We start from the raw sequence: 19,830 nt of genomic DNA on the forward strand, positions 1-19,830 counted from the left end.
CTAAAAATTTAACCGTTTCTTTTTTTGATGATTTCATCCGCAACATTTTTAGGAACTTCATCATAGTGATCAAATTCCATAGAATAAGTCGCACGACCTTGAGTTTGACTTCTAAGATCAGTTGAATAACCAAACATTTCAGCCAAAGGACAAAATGCTGTGATGATTTTATTTCCACCACGCTCATCCATGCTATTTACTTGACCACGACGTTTGTTAAGATCGCCAATAACATCACCCATGTAATCTTCAGGAGTTTCTACTTCGACTTTCATCATAGGCTCTAAGATCACAGCGCCTGCTTTTCTAGCACCTTCTTTAAAGCCCATAGAAGCAGCAAGTTTAAACGCCATCTCAGATGAATCCACTTCGTGATAACTTCCATCATAAACAGTTACTTTAACATCTTCTACAGGATAACCTGCTAAAACACCATTTTGTAATGCTTCTTGAACACCTTTATCAACTGCAGGAATGTATTCTTTTGGAATCACCCCACCTTTGATATCATTAACAAATTCATATCCACTACCTGGCTCAAGTGGTTCAAGGCGTAAGAATACATGTCCATACTGACCACGACCACCTGATTGTTTAGCGTATTTGTATTCTTGTTCAACAGCTTTTCTAATAGTTTCACGATAAGCAACTTGTGGTTGACCTACTTCAGCTTCAACTTTAAATTCACGAAGCATTCTATCAACGATAATTTCAAGGTGTAACTCACCCATACCTGAAATAATAGTTTGACCACTTTCTTCATCTGTAGAAACTCTAAAACTTGGATCTTCTTGTGCTAATTTATTTAAAGCAATAGACATTTTTTCTTGATCAGCTTTAGTTTTTGGCTCAACTGCAACAGAAATAACTGGATCTGGAAAATCCATTCTTTCAAGGATTACCTTATCTTTTTCACTTGCAAGAGTATCCCCTGTTAAAGTATCTTTAAGTCCTACAACAGCACCAATTTCTCCTGCGTAAAGCACTTTAATCTCTTCTCTTTTGTTAGAGTGCATTTTTAACAAACGACCAATTCTTTCTTTTTTATCTTTAGTTGAGTTATAAGCATAAGAACCGCTTTCTAAACAACCGCGATAAACACGCACGAAAGTAAGTTGTCCTACAAATGGATCTGTCATGATTTTAAATGCAAGTCCTGCAAACTCGCCATCATCGGTTGATTTTACAGAAACTTCTGTGCCATCTTCATATTCACCCTTGATATTTGCCACTTCATCAGGAGCTGGTAAATAAGCCACAACAGCATCAAGTAAAGGCTGAACCCCTTTATTTTTAAACGCTGTACCGCAAAGCATAGGAACGATAGAAAGACTTAAACATCCTGCTTTAATCCCTGTTTTAATCTCTTCAAGGCTTAATTCTTCTCCGCCTAAATATTTTTCCATCAACTCATCTGAAGTTTCAGAAACTGCTTCTATCATTTTTGTACGATATTCTTCTGCCTTTTCTTTAAGTTCAGCTGGAATTTCTTTTTCTACATAATCAGTTGGCTTAGTATCATCTTCCCAAACTAAAGCTTTCATAGTTACAAGATCGATTACGCCTTTAAAATTATCCTCAGCACCAATTGGAATTTGAAGTGGAACTGGATTAGCTTTTAAACGGTTGCGAATTTGATCTTCTACATTGTAAAAATTTGCACCGATTCTATCCATTTTGTTTACAAATACTATTCTTGGAACACCGTATTTATTTGCTTGTCTCCAAACTGTTTCACTTTGAGGTTGCACCCCACCCACTGAACAAAATACCGCAACAGCACCATCAAGAACACGCATAGATCTTTCAACTTCAATTGTAAAATCAACGTGGCCTGGAGTGTCAATAAGGTTGATTTGATGGTCTTTCCAAAAACAAGTTGTAGCCGCAGAAGTGATAGTAATCCCACGCTCTTTCTCTTGTTCCATCCAGTCCATAGTTGCAGCACCATCATGAACTTCACCGATTTTATGACTCATGCCTGTAAAGAAAAGAATTCTTTCAGATGTAGTCGTTTTACCCGCATCGATGTGAGCAGCAATACCGATATTTCTAACTTTTTTTAAAGGAGTACTTCTTGACATACACACTCCTTCTTACCAACGATAGTGAGCAAATGCTTTATTTGCTTCAGCCATTTTATAAGTATCTTCTTTCTTCTTAAATGAAGCACCTTTGCTATTAGCAGCATCTAAAAGCTCAGCTGCAAGTTTATCAATCATAGTTCTTTCACTTCTTTTTCTTGCAAAAGAAATAATCCAACGAATCGCCAAAGCTTGTTGTCTAGCAGGGCGAACTTCTACTGGAACTTGATAGGTTGCACCACCTACACGACGAGATTTCACTTCTAATAAAGGCTTGATATTTTCAATCGCATCATTAAAAATATCAATACCTTTTTTCTCGCCACCTTTTTTATCAATAGCTTCTAAAGCACCATACATAATTGTTGTAGCTGTGCTTTTTTTACCATCATACATTAAAGAATTAATAAATTTTGTGATTACTTTATTACCATAAATCGGATCAGGCAAGACTTCTCTTACCGGAGCTTTTCTTCTTCTCATTATTTTTCCTTCAAATTTTAAATTTTACTCAAACAAAATCAAATCTAACGGATTTGTCTGTATGAATGATTATTTTGCAGCGCCTGCTTTAGGGCGTTTAGCACCATATTTAGAACGAGAAACTGTTCTTTTTGCAACACCTGCTGTATCAAGAGCACCACGAACGATGTGATATTTAACCCCTGGTAAGTCTTTTACCCTACCGCCACGCACTAAAACAATGCTGTGTTCTTGCAAGTTATGACCTTCACCGCCGATATAGCTGATCACTTCAAAGCCACTAGTAAGTCTTACTTTGGCAACTTTTCTTAACGCTGAGTTTGGTTTTTTAGGTGTTGTAGTATAAACCCTAGTGCAAACTCCCCTTCTTTGTGGACAATTTTTAAGCGCTGGAGATTTAGATTTTTCTAAAACTTTTTTGCGCTCTTTTCTAACCAATTGATTTATGGTAGGCACAATAATTCCTTTCTTTAAAAATGTAATAAACTTTGGATGATATCTAATTTTTGCTTATAATTTAGTTAAAAAATATTTAAATGAGGAAATATAGCCCTAAAAAAGGGCTATTGATAAAAAGTTATTCTTGTTCTTTAAGTTTTAAATTTTGTTCACCATAAAGCCCTGTTCCAACAGGTATCATTCTACCTAGAATAACATTTTCTTTTAAATCTTCTAAGTAGTCAAATTTACCCGCTATACTTGCTTCGGTTAGAACTTTAGTAGTTTCTTGGAATGAAGCTGCAGAAATCACACTATCACTTCCAATCGCTGCTCTTGTTACACCTAAAAGCACAGGCTCAGCAATAGCAGGTTCTCCACCCATTCTAATGATTCTTTCGTTTTCTTCACGGAATTTACGTCTTGAAACCAAATCACCCTCGATAAATTTCGTATGTCCACTATCTACAACTTTTACTTGTCTTAGCATTTGAGAAACGATAACTTCTATATGTTTATCAGAAATCACAACACCTTGTCCGCGATAAACTTGTTGAATTTCAGAAATCAAATAATAATGCAAGGCTTTTTCACCTAAAATTTTAAGCACATCATGACTTGAAACAACTCCATCTGTAAGTTTTTCACCTGCATGGATAAACTCGCCATCTCTTACTTGAATGTGTTTTGATTTATCTATTAAATACTCAGCACTTGTACCATCTTCTGCTTGGATAATAATTCTTTCTTTAGAACGCAAAGGTTTATCAAAACGAACAACACCATCAATTTCTGCAATCACAGCCGCATTTTTTGGTTTTCTTGCTTCAAAAAGTTCAGAAACTCTTGGAAGACCTCCTGTAATATCTTTTGATTTAGCTGCAGCTTTTGGAGTTTTTGCTAAAATATCTGCTTGAGCGATTTTATCACCATCATGAACAAAAATAACGGTTTTTGGTTCAAGCTGATAACGCACAGCCTTATCACCTTTTCCTGCAATTACCAAAGTTGGTCTAACTCCGCTTGGCAAATACTCATTAATCACTAAAGAACGCTTACCTGTAGCTTCATCAATTTGCTCATCAGCACTATAACCTGCTTCAATATCCTCAAAGCTTATAACACCATCAATTTCTGCAATGATAGTATTATTATAAGCATCCCATTCTGCAATCACTTTTCTTTCTTTTTTAGGAGCACTTGCAATGATGGTATTTGCATCATCGATTTTTTCACTATCATTAAATTCTATCTTAGATTCTCTTGGGATATAGTGTCTTTTTGCTTCTCTATCATTTTCATCAGCAATCACCACAAAGAATCCTTTTTCTTTAACAATATCGCCTTTTTTAACATTTTTTACTCTATCTAAACCATCGCCTTTAAGGATATAAAATTTAAGCGTTCCCTTTTCTCCTGCTTTGATATTTTGTACCACGGGCTCGCCATCTTCTACTAAAATTTCACTCGCAAAAGGAATACGATTAGGAACGTTCCAACCCTCTTTAATCACTTCCACGATACTTTCATTTTCTTCTACTTGCATACCACTTTGATATGGCAAATAAAGTTTTCCATCTATACTACCACTTACGCCTGCTAATTCATTTGGTTTAGCAAGATCGTATTTTCTTAGTATGTATTTTACTTCTTGTTTTTTATCTTTAATAGAAACAATCACATCTTCATGAATATTTTCTATATTAATCACACCTTTAAATGGAGTTTTGATTTTTGGCTCCACAAGTAAAATCGCCGCATTTCTACGATTTGCTACGATATTTTTACCTTCTTTATTTTTATAAGTTTTAAGATTATAAAATCTTATAAAACCTTCTTTTTGTGCGCTTACTTGTCTATCTTGTAAATCCGTACTTGCAGTCCCCCCGCTGTGGAAAGTTCTTAGAGTTAGCTGCGTCCCTGGCTCGCCGATAGATTGAGCGGAAATAATTCCTACTGCTTCACCTGGTTTTACTAATTTACCTTCGCCAAGATTGATACCATAACATTTTGCACAAATTCCTTTTTTAGCTTTGCAAGTAATAGGAGTGCGGATATTGACACTTTTTATACCGCTTTCTCCAAGAATTTTTGCTTTTTCCTCATCCATTAAAGTACCTTCTGCAAAAAGCACAGAATTTGTAATAGGATCGATCACATCTTCAGCTAAAACCCTGCCTAAAATTCTTTCTTCTAAAGTTTCTATAATAGAACTATCTGCGGTAATTTCATTGATTTCAACACCTTCATGCGTTCCACAATCTTCAATAGTAATTTTTACATTTTGTGCAACATCGATAAGTTTTCTTGTCAAATAACCCGCATTTGCTGTTTTAAGAGCGGTATCTGCAAGACCTTTTCTAGCACCGTGAGTTGAAATAAAGTATTCAAGAACATTTAGCCCTTCACGGAAATTCGAAATAATAGGAGTTTCGATAATAGAACCATCAGGTTTAGTCATAAGTCCTCTCATCGCAGCAAGCTGAGAAATTTGAGCCGCACTACCCCTAGCACCAGAATCTGCCATCATATAAATAGAGTTAAAACCTTCTTTATCTTTTTCTACAAGCTTCATCATCTCTTTTGAAAGGACATTATTTGTACTTTTCCAAATATCAATGATTTTATTGTATCTTTCCCCTGAAGTAATCAAACCAAGATTATAAGAATTTTGAATTTCTCTTACTTGTTTTTTTGCTTCATCGATAGCTTTTTGCTTGTCATTAGGAACAATAATATCTGCAATCGAAATTGAAATACCTGCTTTAGTTGCATACTCAAAACCTAAATTTTTAAGTCTATCCAAGAAACTTGCTGTAATCTCTAAACCACCTTGTTTATAAACATAATCCACAAGCGCGGCAATGTCTTTTTTCTTTAAGACTTTATTCCAACTATTTTCAGGCACAAAATCAGGTAAAATGGATTTAATAATCAATCTTCCTGCTGTAGTGGTAATCTTTCTACCATCTACCATAGTTTGTATACTCGCATGAATATCCAAACACTTGCTTTCAAGCGCCATCATCACTTCATCAATACCTGTACAAATTTTATGCGAACCTTTAGCACCAGCTTTTTCTAGTGAAAGATAATAAATCCCTAAAACCATATCTTGAGATGGAACGGTTACAGACTTACCGCTTGCCGGCAAAAGAATATTCATTGATGAAAGCATAAGCACTTTGCATTCTGCAATGGCCTCTTGAGAAAGCGGTACATGCACTGCCATTTGATCCCCGTCAAAGTCCGCGTTAAATGCTGCACAAACCAAAGGATGAAGTTGTATAGCCTTACCTTCCACTAAAACAGGATGAAAAGCTTGGATAGAAAGTTTATGCAAAGTAGGCGCACGGTTTAACATAACAGGATGCCCTTTTACCACCTCTTCTAAACATTCCCAAACTTCATTAGTTTTGTTTTCTATCATTTTTTTAGCTTGTTTTACTGTGGTTGCATAACCTTTTTCTTCAAGCTTAGCTAAAAGATGTGGCTTAAAAAGCTCTAAAGCCATTTTTTTAGGTAAACCGCATTGATCCATTCTAAGTTTTGGACCTACAACAATAACGCTACGACCTGAAAAATCAACCCTCTTACCTAGTAGGTTTTGTCTAAAACGTCCTTGTTTGCCTTTAATAATTTCACTTAAAGATTTTAATGGGCGTTTATTTGCTCCTTTTACAGCATTAGCACGACGACCGTTGTCAAAAAGTGCATCAACAGCCTCTTGGAGCATTCTTTTTTCATTTCTTATAATGATTTCAGGTGCATCAAGTTCCATAAGTTTTTTAAGACGTGTATTTCTATTAATAACACGACGATATAAGTCATTCACATCAGAAACTGCAAATTTCCCACCATCTAAAGCCACTAAAGGACGCAAATCTGGCGGTAAAACTGGAAGATTTGTAATCATCATCCATTCAGGACGATTTGGTACGGCTTCATCGCTATCGGTATTGGCGTTTAAATTTGAATTTAAGAAATTTTCTACAACTTTTAAGCGTTTAATGATGGTTTTTTTCTTAGCCTCTGAATTTGTAGCCGCCATTTCTTCTTTAAGCTGATTTAAAAGCGCTACAAGATCTAAATTTGCAAGTAAATCACGAACAACTTCTCCACCCATTCTTGCTTTAAAGCCACTATTTTCATAGCGTTGCATTAAATTTTGATATTGCTCCTCGTTTAAAACATCGCAATATTCCACTTTTTTAGTACTTTCATTATCATAGAAAGCATCTCCTGGGTTTTCAACGATATAAGCTTCATAATAAAGCACGCGCTCAAGATCTTTCATCTTAACACCCAAAAGCGTCCCTATACGGCTTGGAAGAGAATTAACATACCAAATATGAGCCACAGGAGTTACAAGCTCAATATGCCCCATTCTAGAACGACGCACTTTTGAATTTGCTACTTCAACACCACATTTTTCACACTTAACGCCTTTAAAACGCATTTTTTTGTATTTACCACAAAGACACTCATAATCTCTTATAGGTCCAAAAATCTTTGCACAAAAAAGCCCATCTCTTTCAGGCTTTAAGGTTCTATAATTGATAGTTTCTGGTTTTTTTACTTCTCCATAAGACCATGATTTGATTTTTTCAGGACTTGCAAGTCTTAGTTGAAACGCTTCAAAATCTCTAGGTCTTGCATCTTCTTTGATTTCTATTACTTTAAATTTACTCATTATCTTCATCCTTATCAAAAATCTCAACATCTAAAGCAAGAGATTTAAGCTCATTGGTTAATACAAAAAATGTTTCAGGAATTCCTGTTGCTGGAACATTTTCACCTTTTGTCAATGCTTTATAAGCACTAAATCTACCTTCTACATCATCTGATTTTATGGTTAACATTTCTCTTAAAGTATGAGCCGCTCCATAAGCTTCAAGTGCCCAAACTTCCATTTCTCCAAATCTTTGTCCCCCAAAGAGTGCTTTACCACCCACAGGTTGTTGGGTAACTAAGCTGTAAGGTCCTGTACTTCTTGCGTGAACTTTCTCATCAACTAAGTGGTGGAGTTTTAGCATATACATACATCCTACATGAACACGCTCTGCGATTTTCTCACCCGTGCGTCCATCATAAAGTTCTGTTTTGCCGTCCATATCTATCTTGGCCATTTCAAAAAGCTTGCTAAATTCTTCTATATTTACACCTTCAAAAACAGGAGTAGCAAATTTAACTCCTTTACTCCAGTCTCTAGCATAGTTTAAAAGCTCTTCATTGCTTAAGCTTTTAATAAATTCTTTTTCGCTTGCAAGTCTTGGAATAGAACAAATTTCAAGCATTTTTGCTCTTAATTCTTTAAGAAAATCTTTTTGCTTTCTGTCAAAAATTTCTTGAATCTGATCTCCGAGTCTAAGTCCAATTAAACCCAAATGGCTTTCTAAAATTTGGCCTATATTCATACGACTTGGAACGCCAAGTGGATTAAGCGCAATATCCACGCTTTTGCCATTTGGTAAATAAGGCATATCCACTTCAGGAACTATAGTTGAAACTATACCTTTGTTTCCGTGGCGTCCTGCCATTTTATCACCGACTTTAAGCTTTCTCTTTGTAGCAATATAAACTTTAACAAGCTTAATTACCCCACTTGGTAAAATATCATCTTTTTCTAAAATTTCAAGCTTTTCATCGTGTTCTGCTTTTAATTTTTTCTTCTCATTTTGGAAATGATTTTTTAAATCATCGTATTCTTTTTGAATCTCTTTAGAATAAGCTTTAATCAAAGTTGTTAAAGTAAAACGATTGATTTTTTCAAGTTCGCTAATATCTGCAGTTTGTCCTTTTTTATAATTTTTATCTCCAATTTTTTGATCACTATTTAAAGGGGCTTTGGAAAGAAGAGCACAAACACGAAGCATTTCTTCTCTATCCATCATCAAAAGTCTATCATGATGTTCTTTTTCTAAAGCCATTTTTTCTTTATCATAAGATTTTATTGCGCGATCATCTTTTTCATAGCCTTTTTTAGTGAAAATTTTAACATCCACAACAACACCCTCTAAAGAAGCGGTTGCATAAAGTGATTTATTCACAACATGTCCTGCTTTTTCCCCAAAAATAGCTCTTAAAAGTCTTTCTTCAGGAGTTGGTTTAACCTCACCTTTTGGAGAAACCTTACCCACCAAAATCATACCTGGTTTGATATGGGTACCAATTTTTGCAATACCGCTCTCATCAAGATGTGCAACATCTTCTTCTTTTACATTTGGGATATCTTTGGTAATTTCTTCTATGCCGTCTTTTAGTTCTCTTGCTTCAATTTCTTTTTCATAAATGTGCACGCTTGTAAAGGTATCTTCACGAATAATTCTCTCACTTACAACTATAGCATCCTCATAGTTATAACCATTCCAAGGCATAAAAGCGATTAAAGCATTTTTACCTATAGCAAGTTCGCCTTGATCCATAGAAGGACCATCTGCGATAATTTGTCCTGCTTTTACTATATCACCTTTTTTAACAATAGGATGTTGAATATAATTTGTATTTTGATTGGTTCTTAAATTTTTCTCCATAGTATAATGGTCAATAAATGGACCTTTATCATCTTCACCTAAAATGAAAATACTTTTATTATCCACTTTCTCAACCACACCGCCACGCTTTGCTTTAACAGCTTCCCAAGCATCACGCGCAATAATTTGTTCCATACCTGTTCCTACTATCGGAGCTGAAGCAGTAAGAAGTGGCACAGCTTGACGTTGCATGTTTGAACCCATTAGTGCTCTGTTTGCATCATCGTGCTCTAAAAACGGAATCAAAGAAGCCGCAACCCCAACAACCATACCTGAGCAAAGATCGATTAATTGCACTTCTTCGCGTCTTGCAAGTATAGTTTCACCATCTTGTCTAGCCTCAACAAATTCTTCTACTATATTGCCTTTAGCATCAACCTTAGTTGAAGCTGGTGCGATAAATAAGCCTTCTTCTTGTGTTGCTGTAAGATAAACAACTTCATTAGTCACTTTACCATTTACAACTTTTCTATATGGTGCTTCAACAAAGCCAAGTTCATTTACTTTTGCATAAGTAGAAAGAGTGTTAATCAAACCAATATTTTGACCTTCAGGTGTTTCAACTGGACAAATTCTACCATAATGTGTCGCGTGAACATCACGCACTTCAAAACCTGCTCTTTCTTTTACAAGCCCACCTTCACCAAGCGCTGACAAACGACGCTTATGAGTAACCTCACTTAAAGGGTTGGTTTGATCCATAAATTGCGAAAGCTGACCTCCTGTAAAAAATTCAATGATAGTTGTAGTAATCATTTTAGGATTGATTAAATCATAAGGCATTACTTTATCAAGATCCGCATTTAAAGAAGTAAATTTATCTCTGATCGCCTTTTGCATTTTTGCAAGACCTAAATGAAGCTCATTGGCTAAAAGTTCACCTATAGAACGGATACGACGATTTCCTAAATGATCTCTATCATCAATATGTCCTTTACCATTTTTTACTTTAATTAAATATTTTGCAGTTTTAATAATATCTTCATTAGTCAAAACAGTAACATACTCAGGCACTTCAAGACCTAACTTATGGTTCATTTTCATACGACCCACCTTGGTAAGATCGTATCTTTCAGGATTGAAAAATAAATCATTTACAAAAGCCTTCGCTGCATCTTTTACCACAGGTTCACCTGGGCGCATAACTTTGTAAATTCTAATCGCAGCTAAATCATTTTCATCATCAATATTTTCACTTTGTTTAAGAAGTTTTAGAGTTTCTCCATCTTGAGCAAAGGAGTTAATAATCGCTGCATCAACGCCATTAGCCAAATCATTTGCTATATCAAAACTTTTTTGCTCTTTAATCTTAGCAAGCTTACTCTCATCTAACAAAGTTAAAGAATCAAATAAAACCTCTCCACTTTCTTTATCAATAATAGGATTTGCTAAATAACGATTAAGTAAAATTTCTACAGGATATTCTATCCATTTTAAACCGTCTTTAATAAGCTGTTCTGCTTTTTTCTTTGTAAGTCTTTTTCCAGCTTGATGAACGATTTTTCCTTTTTCATCTTTAATATCATATTCTATTCTATCCATAAAATCATTTGGATTAAATTCTGTTAAAAATTTATCTTTTTTCACATGTATAGTCTGAATAGGATAAAACAACTTAATAATATCTTGTTTTTTATACCCTAAAGCTCTAAAAAGCATAGTTACAGGAACTTTTCTACGCTTGTTGATTCTTACATACAAAACATCTTTGGCATCGTATTCAAAATAAAGCCACGAACCACGATCAGGAATAATTTGTGCTGTATAAACAAGCTTATTTGCAACCGTTGAGCTTTCTTCTTCTTTAAAAATAACACCAGGGCTTCTATGTAATTGATTTACAACCACCCTCTCAACCCCATTAATGATAAAAGATACACGATCTGTCATTAAAGGAATTTCGCGGATATAAATTTCTTGTTCTTTAATATCTTTTACGCCAACTTTTTCCCCTGTTTTTTCATCTTTTTCATGCAGAGTAAGACGGATTTTCATTTTTAAATTTACAGAATAAGTCAAACCTCTTTCCATGCATTCGCGAATGGTATATTTTGGCTTGCCTATTTCACTACTAACATATTCAAGACTCAATCTATTTTGCGGATCATGAATAGGAAAAATTGATTTAAAAACTTTTTCTATACCACTTTCACCATTATCAAGATTTAAAAAATAATCAAAACTCTTTTTTTGTAATTGTAGAAGATTTGGGATTTCTATTTGTTTTGAAATGTTTGAGAAGTCTACTCTTAAACGATTTCCTAATTTATTATCTAACATATCGCACATACCTCATGGTAAATTTTGTAAATTTAAAAAAGAAGACCTAAAAATTAGGTAAAAATAAAAAAAGAAGACTTGCCTTGGCAAATCTTCTTCTAAACTTTAAAGCTTAAAATTACTTAAGTTCTACTTTAGCACCAGCTTCTTCAAGTTGTTTTTTAGCTTCCTCAGCTTCAGCTTTAGCCACACCCTCTTTTAGAGTTGAAGGAGTTTGCTCAACTGCATCTTTTGCTTCTTTAAGACCAAGGCCTGTAAGAGCACGAACGATTTTAATAACTTCAATCTTTTTAGCACCGCCATCAGTTAAAACGATATCAAATTCAGTTTTTTCTTCAGCAGCAGCTGCAGCACCACCAGCTGCAGCACCACCAGCTACCATTACAGGAGCAGCAGACACACCAAATTTTTCTTCAAATTCTTTTACAAGTTCTGATAACTCAAGAACACTTAAATTTGAAATATATTCTAATACATCTTCTTTAGAAATTGCCATTTTTTATCCTTTTATTTAATTTATTCAGATTCTTTTTTATTTTTAAGCGCATTTAAACCTATTGTGAAATTGGTAATTGGCGCATTCCAAACTTGCAAAAGCATAGCAAGCAACTCATTGCGTGAAGGCATTTTAGCAAGAGCTTTAACCTTAGCAACATCTGCAACTTCGCCTTCAATATAAGCTGTTTTGATTTCAAATTTATCGTTATTTTCTTCAAATTTAGCAGCTACTTTTGAAACACTTAGCTGATCTTCGCCCCAAAGATAAATATTTGTATCTTTAAGAACTAGACCTGTTTTACCGGAATTGTTAAGAGCAATGTTAGCCAAAGTATTTTTAACAATTTGAACTTTTACATTGTTTTCTCTTGCATTATTTCTAAGCTCTTCTAGTTTTTTTGTGCTAAGACCTCTGTAATTACAAACTACAATAGCTTCACTAGCTTTAAAACCTTCTTCAAGTTTAGCAATAATCTCAACTTTTTCGCTTCTAGTCACATTTTCTCCTTTCCGATTGAGATTTCAAGTAGAGTGGAAATCCAATTAAGCTTATGCCTCGACTATCTTCAATCTAAAATAAACATCTCAAAAAATCAAAAATTTTTTCAAATGTTTATTTTAAAACAAAAGAGTTGCAAAAAAGCAACTCTTATTTCATATCAAGCAATTCTTGTGTTTCAAGCTTTACAGAAGGGCTCATTGTCAAAGATAAAGCCGCATTTTTAATATATCTACCTTTAGCTGCGGCAGGTTTGTGTTTGTTAATTGCCTTTACAAAAGTGCTAACATTGTCCCATAATTGTTCTTTGGAAAAACTTACTTTACCAAGACCTGCATGGATATTTCCTTGCTTATCAACACGGAAATTTACCTGACCACTTTTTGCATTATTAACTGCTTGAGCAACATCCATAGTAACTGTTCCGGTTTTAGGATTTGGCATTAAACCTTTTGGCCCTAAAATTCTACCAACTTTACCAACAAGTCCCATTAAATTTGGAGTAGCAATCAAAACATCAAAATTCATATTACCTTTTTGAATTTCTTCTACTAAATCATCGCTACCCACAATATCTGCACCAGCATTTTTCGCTTCATCAGCTTTTGCGTCTTTTGCAATTACAGCAACACGAACTTTTTTACCCGTTCCAGCAGGTAAAACAACAGATCCTCTTACCATTTGATCTGCATGTCTTGGATCAACATTAAGTTTTAAAGCAATTTCTACAGTCTCATCAAATTTAGCAGACTTTAAAGTCTTTATTGTATCAATTGCATCGCTTAAAGCATACTCTTTATTTGAATCAATTTTTTGTGATAATTCTTTTAATCTTTTTGCTATCTTAGCCATTTATTTTCTCCGCATTTTAAAGTGCTACCGCCTTTTACCTTGGCGGTGAAAGGATTAATCTACGATTTCAACACCCATAGAACGAGCTGAACCTGCAATAATTTTAACAGCTTGATCTCTATCTTTAGTATTTAAATCTGCAATTTTCTTATCTACTATTTCTAAAACTTGAGCACGAGTTAACTTACCCACCTTATTTTTAAGTGGATTATCCGTACCTTTAGAAATTCCAGCTGCTTTTTTGATCAAATCCGTAGCTGGCGGTTGTTTTGTAATAAAAGTAAAACTTTTATCTGCATAAACAGTGATAACAACAGGGATATTAAAACCTGCCATATCTTTTGTTCTTTCATTAAAAGCCTTACAAAACTCCATAATATTAACACCTTGCTGACCCAAAGCAGGACCAACAGGTGGTGATGGGTTTGCTTTTGTGGCAGCAATTTGCAATTTAATTTCGCCTACGACTTTTTTAGCCATAACAAATCTCCTTACTTGATATAAATTAAATTATTTTCTCAACTTGAGAATATAAGATCTCCACTGGAGTTGAACGTCCAAAAATAGAAACATTTAATTTTAATAAACCACGAACCATATCATACTCTTCTACAATTGCAGTAAAGTTTGCAAATGGCCCTTCTGTGATTCTCACATTTTCCCCTTCTTCAAAAGAAATCTTTGGTTTAGGCGCTGCACGATTGTGAACTTTTTCCAAAATCAAATTAATATCTTTTTCTGTTAAAGGGGTTGGCTTTTTAGATTCTCCAATAAAACGACCAACCTTTGGAAGAGATTGAATGCGATGCCAAAGCTCTGTATTTAAATCAAGAAGTGCAAAAACGTATCCTGAATACAAACTTCTTTCGCTAATCTTTTCTTTTCCATTCTTAAATTCAATAACATCTTCAGTTGGAACAACAATTTCTTTAAGTTGTTCTTCAATTCCGTTATCTTTTACTAAATTTTCAATGGCTCTTTTAACTGCCATTTCACTGCCAGCATAAGTTTGAATTGCATACCATTTATGAGTACTCATTTACTCTCCTTATACGATCGCAGAAACAATAGAGGACATAAGCCAATCCACTAACGCCAAAAACAAAGAAATCACCGCAACAACCACAAAAACTGTAATATAGGCATTTCTTACCTGTTCTTTTAAAGGAAAAATTACTTTCCTTAATTCGGCTTTTGATAATTTAAAATAAGTTATTAATTTTTCCATTTATTTAAACCTTAATTATGGCAGGGCAAGAGGGATTCGAACCCCCAACCATCGGATTTGGAATCCGGCGCTCTACCGTTGGAGCTATTGCCCTAAGGGCGCAAGCTTAACTTTTTAGCTTAACTTCTTTGTGAAGTGTATGTTTTTTTAATCTTGGGCAATATTTTTTTAATTCTAATTTTTCAGTAGTATTTTTACTATTTTTATAGGTGCTATAATTAATATCACCACATTCTTCACACTTTAAACCAACTTTAATTCTCATTTCAATTTTCCTTAAAAAATTAAAGCCAAGCTTTTAACTTGGCTTTATTAAATTATTTAATAATTTTAGAAACAACACCTGAACCAACAGTTTTACCACCTTCACGAATAGCAAAACGAGTTCCTTCTTCAAGTGCTACTGGAGCGATCAAGCTTACAGTAATTCTCACATTTTCACCTGGCATAACCATTTCAACACCATCAGCTAATTTAATCGAACCTGTAACATCAGTTGTTCTTACATAAAACTGTGGTCTATAGTTGTTAAAGAATGGAGTATGTCTACCACCTTCATCTTTATTTAAGATATAAACTTCAGCTTCGAAGTCAGTGTGTGGAGTAATTGATTTTGGTTTAGCAAGAACCATACCACGGATAACTTCTTCTTTTTTAGTACCACGAAGAAGAACACCTACGTTATCTCCTGCTTCCCCTTGATCCATTTCTTTTCTGAACATTTCAACACCTGTTACAGTTGTTGTTTGAGTATCTTTAATACCAACGATTTCGATAGTATCACCTACTTTTACAACACCTTTTTCAATTCTACCTGTAACAACAGTACCACGACCTGAAATTGAGAAAACGTCTTCAATTGGCATCAAGAAGTCTTTTTCAGTATCACGAGTTGGAGTTGGAATATAACTATCAACTGCAGCCATAAGATCCATAATTTTTGCCGACCATTCACCATCTTGTCCAGCTTTAGCTTCTTCAAGAGCTTTTAAAGCAGAACCAGAAATAATAGGTGTATCATCGCCTGGGAAATCATAAGAGCTTAATAATTCTCTAATTTCCATTTCAACTAACTCTAAAAGTTCAGCATCATCAACCATATCTGCTTTATTCATAAAAACAACAATATATGGAACGCCTACTTGACGAGAAAGAAGAATATGTTCTCTAGTTTGTGGCATAGGGCCATCTGCAGCAGAAACAACCAAGATCGCTCCATCCATTTGTGCAGCACCTGTAATCATGTTTTTAACATAATCTGCGTGACCTGGGCAGTCAACGTGTGCATAGTGACGATTGTCTGTTTCATATTCAATATGAGAAGTAGCAATAGTAATACCACGCTCTTTTTCTTCTGGAGCATTATCGATATTATCATAATCTTTAAGCTCTGCTAAACCTCTTCTAGAAAGAACAGCAGAAATAGCAGCTGTTAAAGTAGTTTTACCATGGTCAACGTGACCAATAGTACCAATATTTACGTGTGGCTTATTACGTGAAAATTTTTCTTTAGCCATTTTTTTCCTCCGTATAAAAAATAAATTGAGCAAAGCAAGTCTTATATCTATATAATTTTTTCAATTCATGGAGCTCATAGCGGGAATTGAACCCGCGACCTCTCCCTTACCAAGGGAGTGCTCTACCTCTGAGCCATACGAGCGCTCAGAAAAATTATACACAATAACAGACAACAAAAACTCTTAAATGGGATATATACTGTAAGTTAAAGGTTTTAAAATACAGCTCCCAGTTCTTTTAAATTGTTGGAGCGGGAAACGGGACTCGAACCCGCGACCCTCAGCTTGGAAGGCTGATGCTCTAGCCAACTGAGCTACTCCCGCAAAGCATGGTGGTGAGTCGTGGATTCGAACCACGGAAGGCGAAAGCCAGCAGATTTACAGTCTGCCCTCGTTGGCCACTTGAGTAACTCACCATAAAAATATTGCTTTTTCAATATTCTGGTCAAACACTGCTAAAATAAATGGAGCTGGTTAAGGGACTTGAACCCCCGACCTGCTGCTTACAAGGCAGCTGCTCTACCAACTGAGCTAAACCAGCAAAAATAAAAGTGAGATTATAACTCAAAAAAAAATTTTTGTCAAGACTTTTTTAGTTTTTCTATAAAATTTTAGTCTTGTAAAGTTTATTATCATAAACCAATATTATTTTTATCTATTTATGATAATCAAACAAATTTAAAAATTTCTTTGCTCTTTCGCTTTTTGGATTTTCAAAAAAACTTTTAGGATCATTTTCTTCGATGATTTTTCCTTCATCCATAAAAATAATTTTATCTGCTACAGCTTTAGCAAAACCCATTTCATGAGTAACAATAAGCATAGTCATACCCTCTTTTGCAAGATTTAACATCACTTCTAAAACTTCTCTAACAATCTCAGGATCCAACGCTGCTGTAACCTCATCAAAAAGCATTAACTCAGGATTCATACATAAACTTCTTACTATGGCAATTCTTTGCTTTTGTCCTCCGCTAAGTTCTCTTGGATAAGCATGAATTTTATGCAAAAGCCCCACCTTTTCAAGCCAAATTTTAGCCTCTTTTAAAACCTCATCTTTCTTTCTTTTTTGCACTTTCATAGGCCCTAAAAGTATATTTTCTTCAACACTTAAATGCTCAAAAAGCTCATAAGATTGAAAAACCATACCAACTTTTTGACGCATTCTTGGCCATTCTTTAAAATCTTTATCTATTTTCTCATTATCAATATAAATATTACCACTTGCAATCTCTTCAAGCCCATTAATACAACGCAAAAGCGTAGATTTTCCACATCCGCTAGGACCTAAAATCACCACAACTTCTTTAGCCTTAACTTCTAAATTAATATCTTTTAAGGCGTGATGCGAACCATAATACTTTTGTAAATTTTCTATTTTTAGTATGCTCATTTTAGCTCCATTTTTTCTCTAATTTTCTTGAATATAAAGTGATGGGATAACAAAGTATAAAAAAGATAAAAAAAATCAAACCATAAATAATAAAAGGTGCAAAATCATTTCTATTATGAAATTCTATAATTTGTTGCCCTACTTTTACAAGCTCTACCGCACCGATTAAATAAGCAAAGGTTGTACTTTTAATCATGCGAGTAAGTAAATTCATGCTCATAGGAGTTAAACGACGCATAGCTTGTGGAATAATAATATAAACAAAACTTTGCACCGTATTTAAACCTAAAGATGATGCACTTTCATACTGATGTTTTGGAATACTCTGCAAGGAAACACGCACTAAATCCATCATCTCAAAACAACCCCAAATGCTAAAGACAATAATAGCTGCACTTACAGAACTCAAATCCCACTCAAACCATCTAGGAAAACCAAAATACACCACAAAAAGCCATACCAAAAGTGGCATAACACGCACAAATTCTAAACCTAAACGACAAAAAGCATAGATATAGGTATTTTTAAAACTCATTAAAATTCCCAAAAACAACCCACCTATCGAAGTAATAATAATGCTGATAAATGAAATTTCAAGAGTGACAAAAAGCCCTTGCCAGAGTCTTAAAAGCGTATCGGTATTTAAAAGTTCAAGCATGAATCAACCTTTTTTCAAACTTTAGCAAAATAAAAGACAAAGGCAAAATAATGCACAAATATCCCATAAACAACAAAAACAATAGCTCATCTGTCTTATAGGTTAAGGAATTTAAACTCTTCATTAAATTCACCAAATCTGGCAAGGCAATAATACTAACCACTGAAGTTTCTTTGATTAAAAATATAATATTAGCACTAATACTTGGCATAGAAATAGCTAAAGCTTGCGGCAAAATCACATAACGCAAATTTCCAAATTTTGAAAAACCCAAAGAAAGTCCGGCTTCAAACTGCTGTTTTCTTATGGCTTCAAATCCCGCCCTTAAACTCTCAGCCATATAAGAACCCCCTAAAAAACTAAGTCCTACTATAGCACAAGCAAAAGAAGGTCTTAAAGTTTCTTCTACGCTTAAACAAATCACACTAAGCGGTGGAATTTGTTCTAAATGTATATTAAATTTAGGTAAAGCATAATATAAGAAAAAAAGTTGAATTAATAAAGGCGTATTTCTTGAAAACTCTATATAAAGCTTGCAAATATTTTCTAAAATTTTTATTTTAAAATAACTCATTAAAATACAAAACAAGCCTATTATCAAAGAAAAAATAATTCCAAAAAAGCTTAGTTTTATCGTAAGCCAAGCAGCCGTTAAAAAAGCAGGAGCTTGAGCTAATATAAAATCAAAATCCATTCTCTACCTTAAATTTTACCAAAGTTCTTTCATGATCATATCTTTATTTAAAATTTCAATTCTACCTTTTTTTGTATCAATAAGTTCTGAAATTTTAAGTTCTTTTAACACTCGAGATAAAGATTGTGCTCTAACATTTAAATCAATTGCAATTTGTTTTTGTGAAATTGTATCTAATTTTTTTTCATTTTCCAAAAGATACTTTAATAATCTCGTCCTTAAATCTAATGCATTTTGAGATAATTTCTTTTCTAAAATTTTAATTTTATCAAAAAGTGAACTGATAAGTAAAAAATTGAATTCTTTATTTTCACTGCATAAATTTTGAAAATTAATAAAATCAATTTCCAAAATTTCTCCATCTTCCTCAAATATAGCATTAGCAGGATAATTTAATTTTTTAAAAGCAGGCATTTCTGCTATAAAATTTGGAGGATTAAAATAATGCAAAGTAATTTCTTTATCACTTGCTGTACTTTTATAAATGCGTATTTTTCCCTTGATTAAAATAAAAAATTTTTTAGCCTCTTCGCCTTCATAAAATAAAATACTATTTTTTTGAAATTTTTTTAATTTTCCTACACTAGATAAAAGTTCTAAATAATCTTTCATTATATACATTTTCCATTCTTAACTTATGTTAAATTTAATTTATCTTATTTTTGCTATATTA

At 34.0% G+C, this 19,830-nt stretch carries 16 protein-coding genes, 5 tRNA genes and 1 pseudogene; all 22 read right to left on the minus strand.

Annotation, left to right across the window (positions count from 1 at the left end; all coding sequences use genetic code 11):
- Positions 1 to 8 precede the first annotated feature (8 nt).
- The 22 genes and pseudogenes from fusA to nssR all read right to left on the minus strand — a co-directional run bounded on the left by fusA (position 9) and on the right by nssR (position 19,769).
- Complete coding sequence (gene fusA, locus AJ885_RS04955) at positions 9 to 2,084, minus strand: elongation factor G (protein WP_053872511.1); 2,076 nt, start codon at positions 2,082 to 2,084, stop codon at positions 9 to 11.
- 12 nt (positions 2,085 to 2,096) lie between these two features.
- Positions 2,097 to 2,567 (minus strand): 30S ribosomal protein S7, encoded by a 471-nt coding sequence (rpsG, locus tag AJ885_RS04960; RefSeq protein WP_002779471.1) that lies wholly within the window; start codon positions 2,565 to 2,567, stop codon positions 2,097 to 2,099.
- A 69-nt stretch (positions 2,568 to 2,636) separates the two neighbouring features.
- Complete coding sequence (rpsL, locus tag AJ885_RS04965) at positions 2,637 to 3,023, minus strand: 30S ribosomal protein S12 (protein WP_002782934.1); 387 nt, start codon at positions 3,021 to 3,023, stop codon at positions 2,637 to 2,639.
- 121 nt (positions 3,024 to 3,144) lie between these two features.
- Complete coding sequence (gene rpoC / locus AJ885_RS04970; RefSeq protein WP_002891814.1) at positions 3,145 to 7,698, minus strand: DNA-directed RNA polymerase subunit beta'; 4,554 nt, start codon at positions 7,696 to 7,698, stop codon at positions 3,145 to 3,147.
- Complete coding sequence (rpoB, locus tag AJ885_RS04975; protein WP_072223748.1) at positions 7,691 to 11,827, minus strand: DNA-directed RNA polymerase subunit beta; 4,137 nt, start codon at positions 11,825 to 11,827, stop codon at positions 7,691 to 7,693. The genes rpoC and rpoB overlap by 8 nt, the downstream gene beginning before the upstream one ends.
- Positions 11,828 to 11,936: 109 nt before the next feature.
- A complete protein-coding gene (gene rplL / locus AJ885_RS04980) occupies positions 11,937 to 12,314 on the minus strand; it encodes a 50S ribosomal protein L7/L12 (protein WP_002854820.1) in 378 nt (125 codons plus the stop codon).
- A 20-nt stretch (positions 12,315 to 12,334) separates the two neighbouring features.
- Positions 12,335 to 12,814, minus strand: coding sequence for a 50S ribosomal protein L10 (gene rplJ / locus AJ885_RS04985; protein WP_002866976.1), 480 nt, complete (start codon positions 12,812 to 12,814; stop codon positions 12,335 to 12,337).
- A gap of 151 nt (positions 12,815 to 12,965) precedes the next feature.
- Positions 12,966 to 13,667 carry a 50S ribosomal protein L1 gene (gene rplA, locus AJ885_RS04990; protein ID WP_002854928.1) on the minus strand — a complete coding sequence of 234 codons (702 nt, stop codon included), beginning with the start codon at positions 13,665 to 13,667 and terminating at the stop codon, positions 12,966 to 12,968.
- Between the two features lie 54 nt (positions 13,668 to 13,721).
- Positions 13,722 to 14,147: a 50S ribosomal protein L11 gene (rplK, locus tag AJ885_RS04995; RefSeq protein WP_070210025.1), complete on the minus strand. Its 426-nt coding sequence runs from the start codon at positions 14,145 to 14,147 to the stop codon at positions 13,722 to 13,724.
- Positions 14,148 to 14,172: 25 nt separating this feature from the next.
- Positions 14,173 to 14,706, minus strand: coding sequence for a transcription termination/antitermination protein NusG (gene nusG, locus AJ885_RS05000; protein WP_002851098.1), 534 nt, complete (start codon positions 14,704 to 14,706; stop codon positions 14,173 to 14,175).
- Between the two features lie 9 nt (positions 14,707 to 14,715).
- Positions 14,716 to 14,895, minus strand: a complete 180-nt coding sequence (gene secE, locus AJ885_RS05005; protein ID WP_002854985.1) for a preprotein translocase subunit SecE — start codon at positions 14,893 to 14,895, stop codon at positions 14,716 to 14,718.
- 18 nt (positions 14,896 to 14,913) lie between these two features.
- Positions 14,914 to 14,989, minus strand: a tRNA-Trp gene (locus tag AJ885_RS05010).
- A 12-nt stretch (positions 14,990 to 15,001) separates the two neighbouring features.
- Positions 15,002 to 15,160, minus strand: a complete 159-nt coding sequence (rpmG, locus tag AJ885_RS05015; protein ID WP_002793551.1) for a 50S ribosomal protein L33 — start codon at positions 15,158 to 15,160, stop codon at positions 15,002 to 15,004.
- 52 nt (positions 15,161 to 15,212) lie between these two features.
- The gene (gene tuf / locus AJ885_RS05020; protein WP_002855271.1) at positions 15,213 to 16,412 is read right to left on the minus strand and encodes an elongation factor Tu; all 1,200 of its coding nucleotides are present in this window, start codon (positions 16,410 to 16,412) and stop codon (positions 15,213 to 15,215) included.
- Positions 16,413 to 16,480: 68 nt separating this feature from the next.
- Positions 16,481 to 16,555: transfer RNA gene (locus tag AJ885_RS05025), tRNA-Thr, on the minus strand.
- A gap of 104 nt (positions 16,556 to 16,659) precedes the next feature.
- Positions 16,660 to 16,736 (minus strand) — tRNA-Gly (locus tag AJ885_RS05030).
- 6 nt (positions 16,737 to 16,742) lie between these two features.
- A tRNA-Tyr gene (locus tag AJ885_RS05035) sits at positions 16,743 to 16,828 on the minus strand.
- Between the two features lie 49 nt (positions 16,829 to 16,877).
- A tRNA-Thr gene (locus AJ885_RS05040) sits at positions 16,878 to 16,953 on the minus strand.
- A gap of 91 nt (positions 16,954 to 17,044) precedes the next feature.
- A pseudogene (locus AJ885_RS05045) lies at positions 17,045 to 17,805 on the minus strand (amino acid ABC transporter ATP-binding protein).
- Position 17,806: 1 nt separating this feature from the next.
- Complete coding sequence (locus tag AJ885_RS05050) at positions 17,807 to 18,463, minus strand: amino acid ABC transporter permease (RefSeq protein WP_053872861.1); 657 nt, start codon at positions 18,461 to 18,463, stop codon at positions 17,807 to 17,809.
- A complete protein-coding gene (locus AJ885_RS05055) occupies positions 18,456 to 19,157 on the minus strand; it encodes an amino acid ABC transporter permease (RefSeq protein WP_002871192.1) in 702 nt (233 codons plus the stop codon). The genes AJ885_RS05050 and AJ885_RS05055 overlap by 8 nt, the downstream gene beginning before the upstream one ends.
- 15 nt (positions 19,158 to 19,172) lie before the next feature.
- On the minus strand, positions 19,173 to 19,769 hold the full coding sequence (nssR, locus tag AJ885_RS05060; protein WP_053872345.1) for a nitrosative stress-sensitive transcriptional regulator NssR: 597 nt from the start codon (positions 19,767 to 19,769) through the stop codon (positions 19,173 to 19,175).
- Between the last annotated feature and the right edge of the window lie 61 nt (positions 19,770 to 19,830).

The organism is Campylobacter sp. BCW_6464 (genome assembly GCF_001762775.1).
GTDB classification, from domain to species: domain Bacteria; phylum Campylobacterota; class Campylobacteria; order Campylobacterales; family Campylobacteraceae; genus Campylobacter_D; species Campylobacter_D jejuni.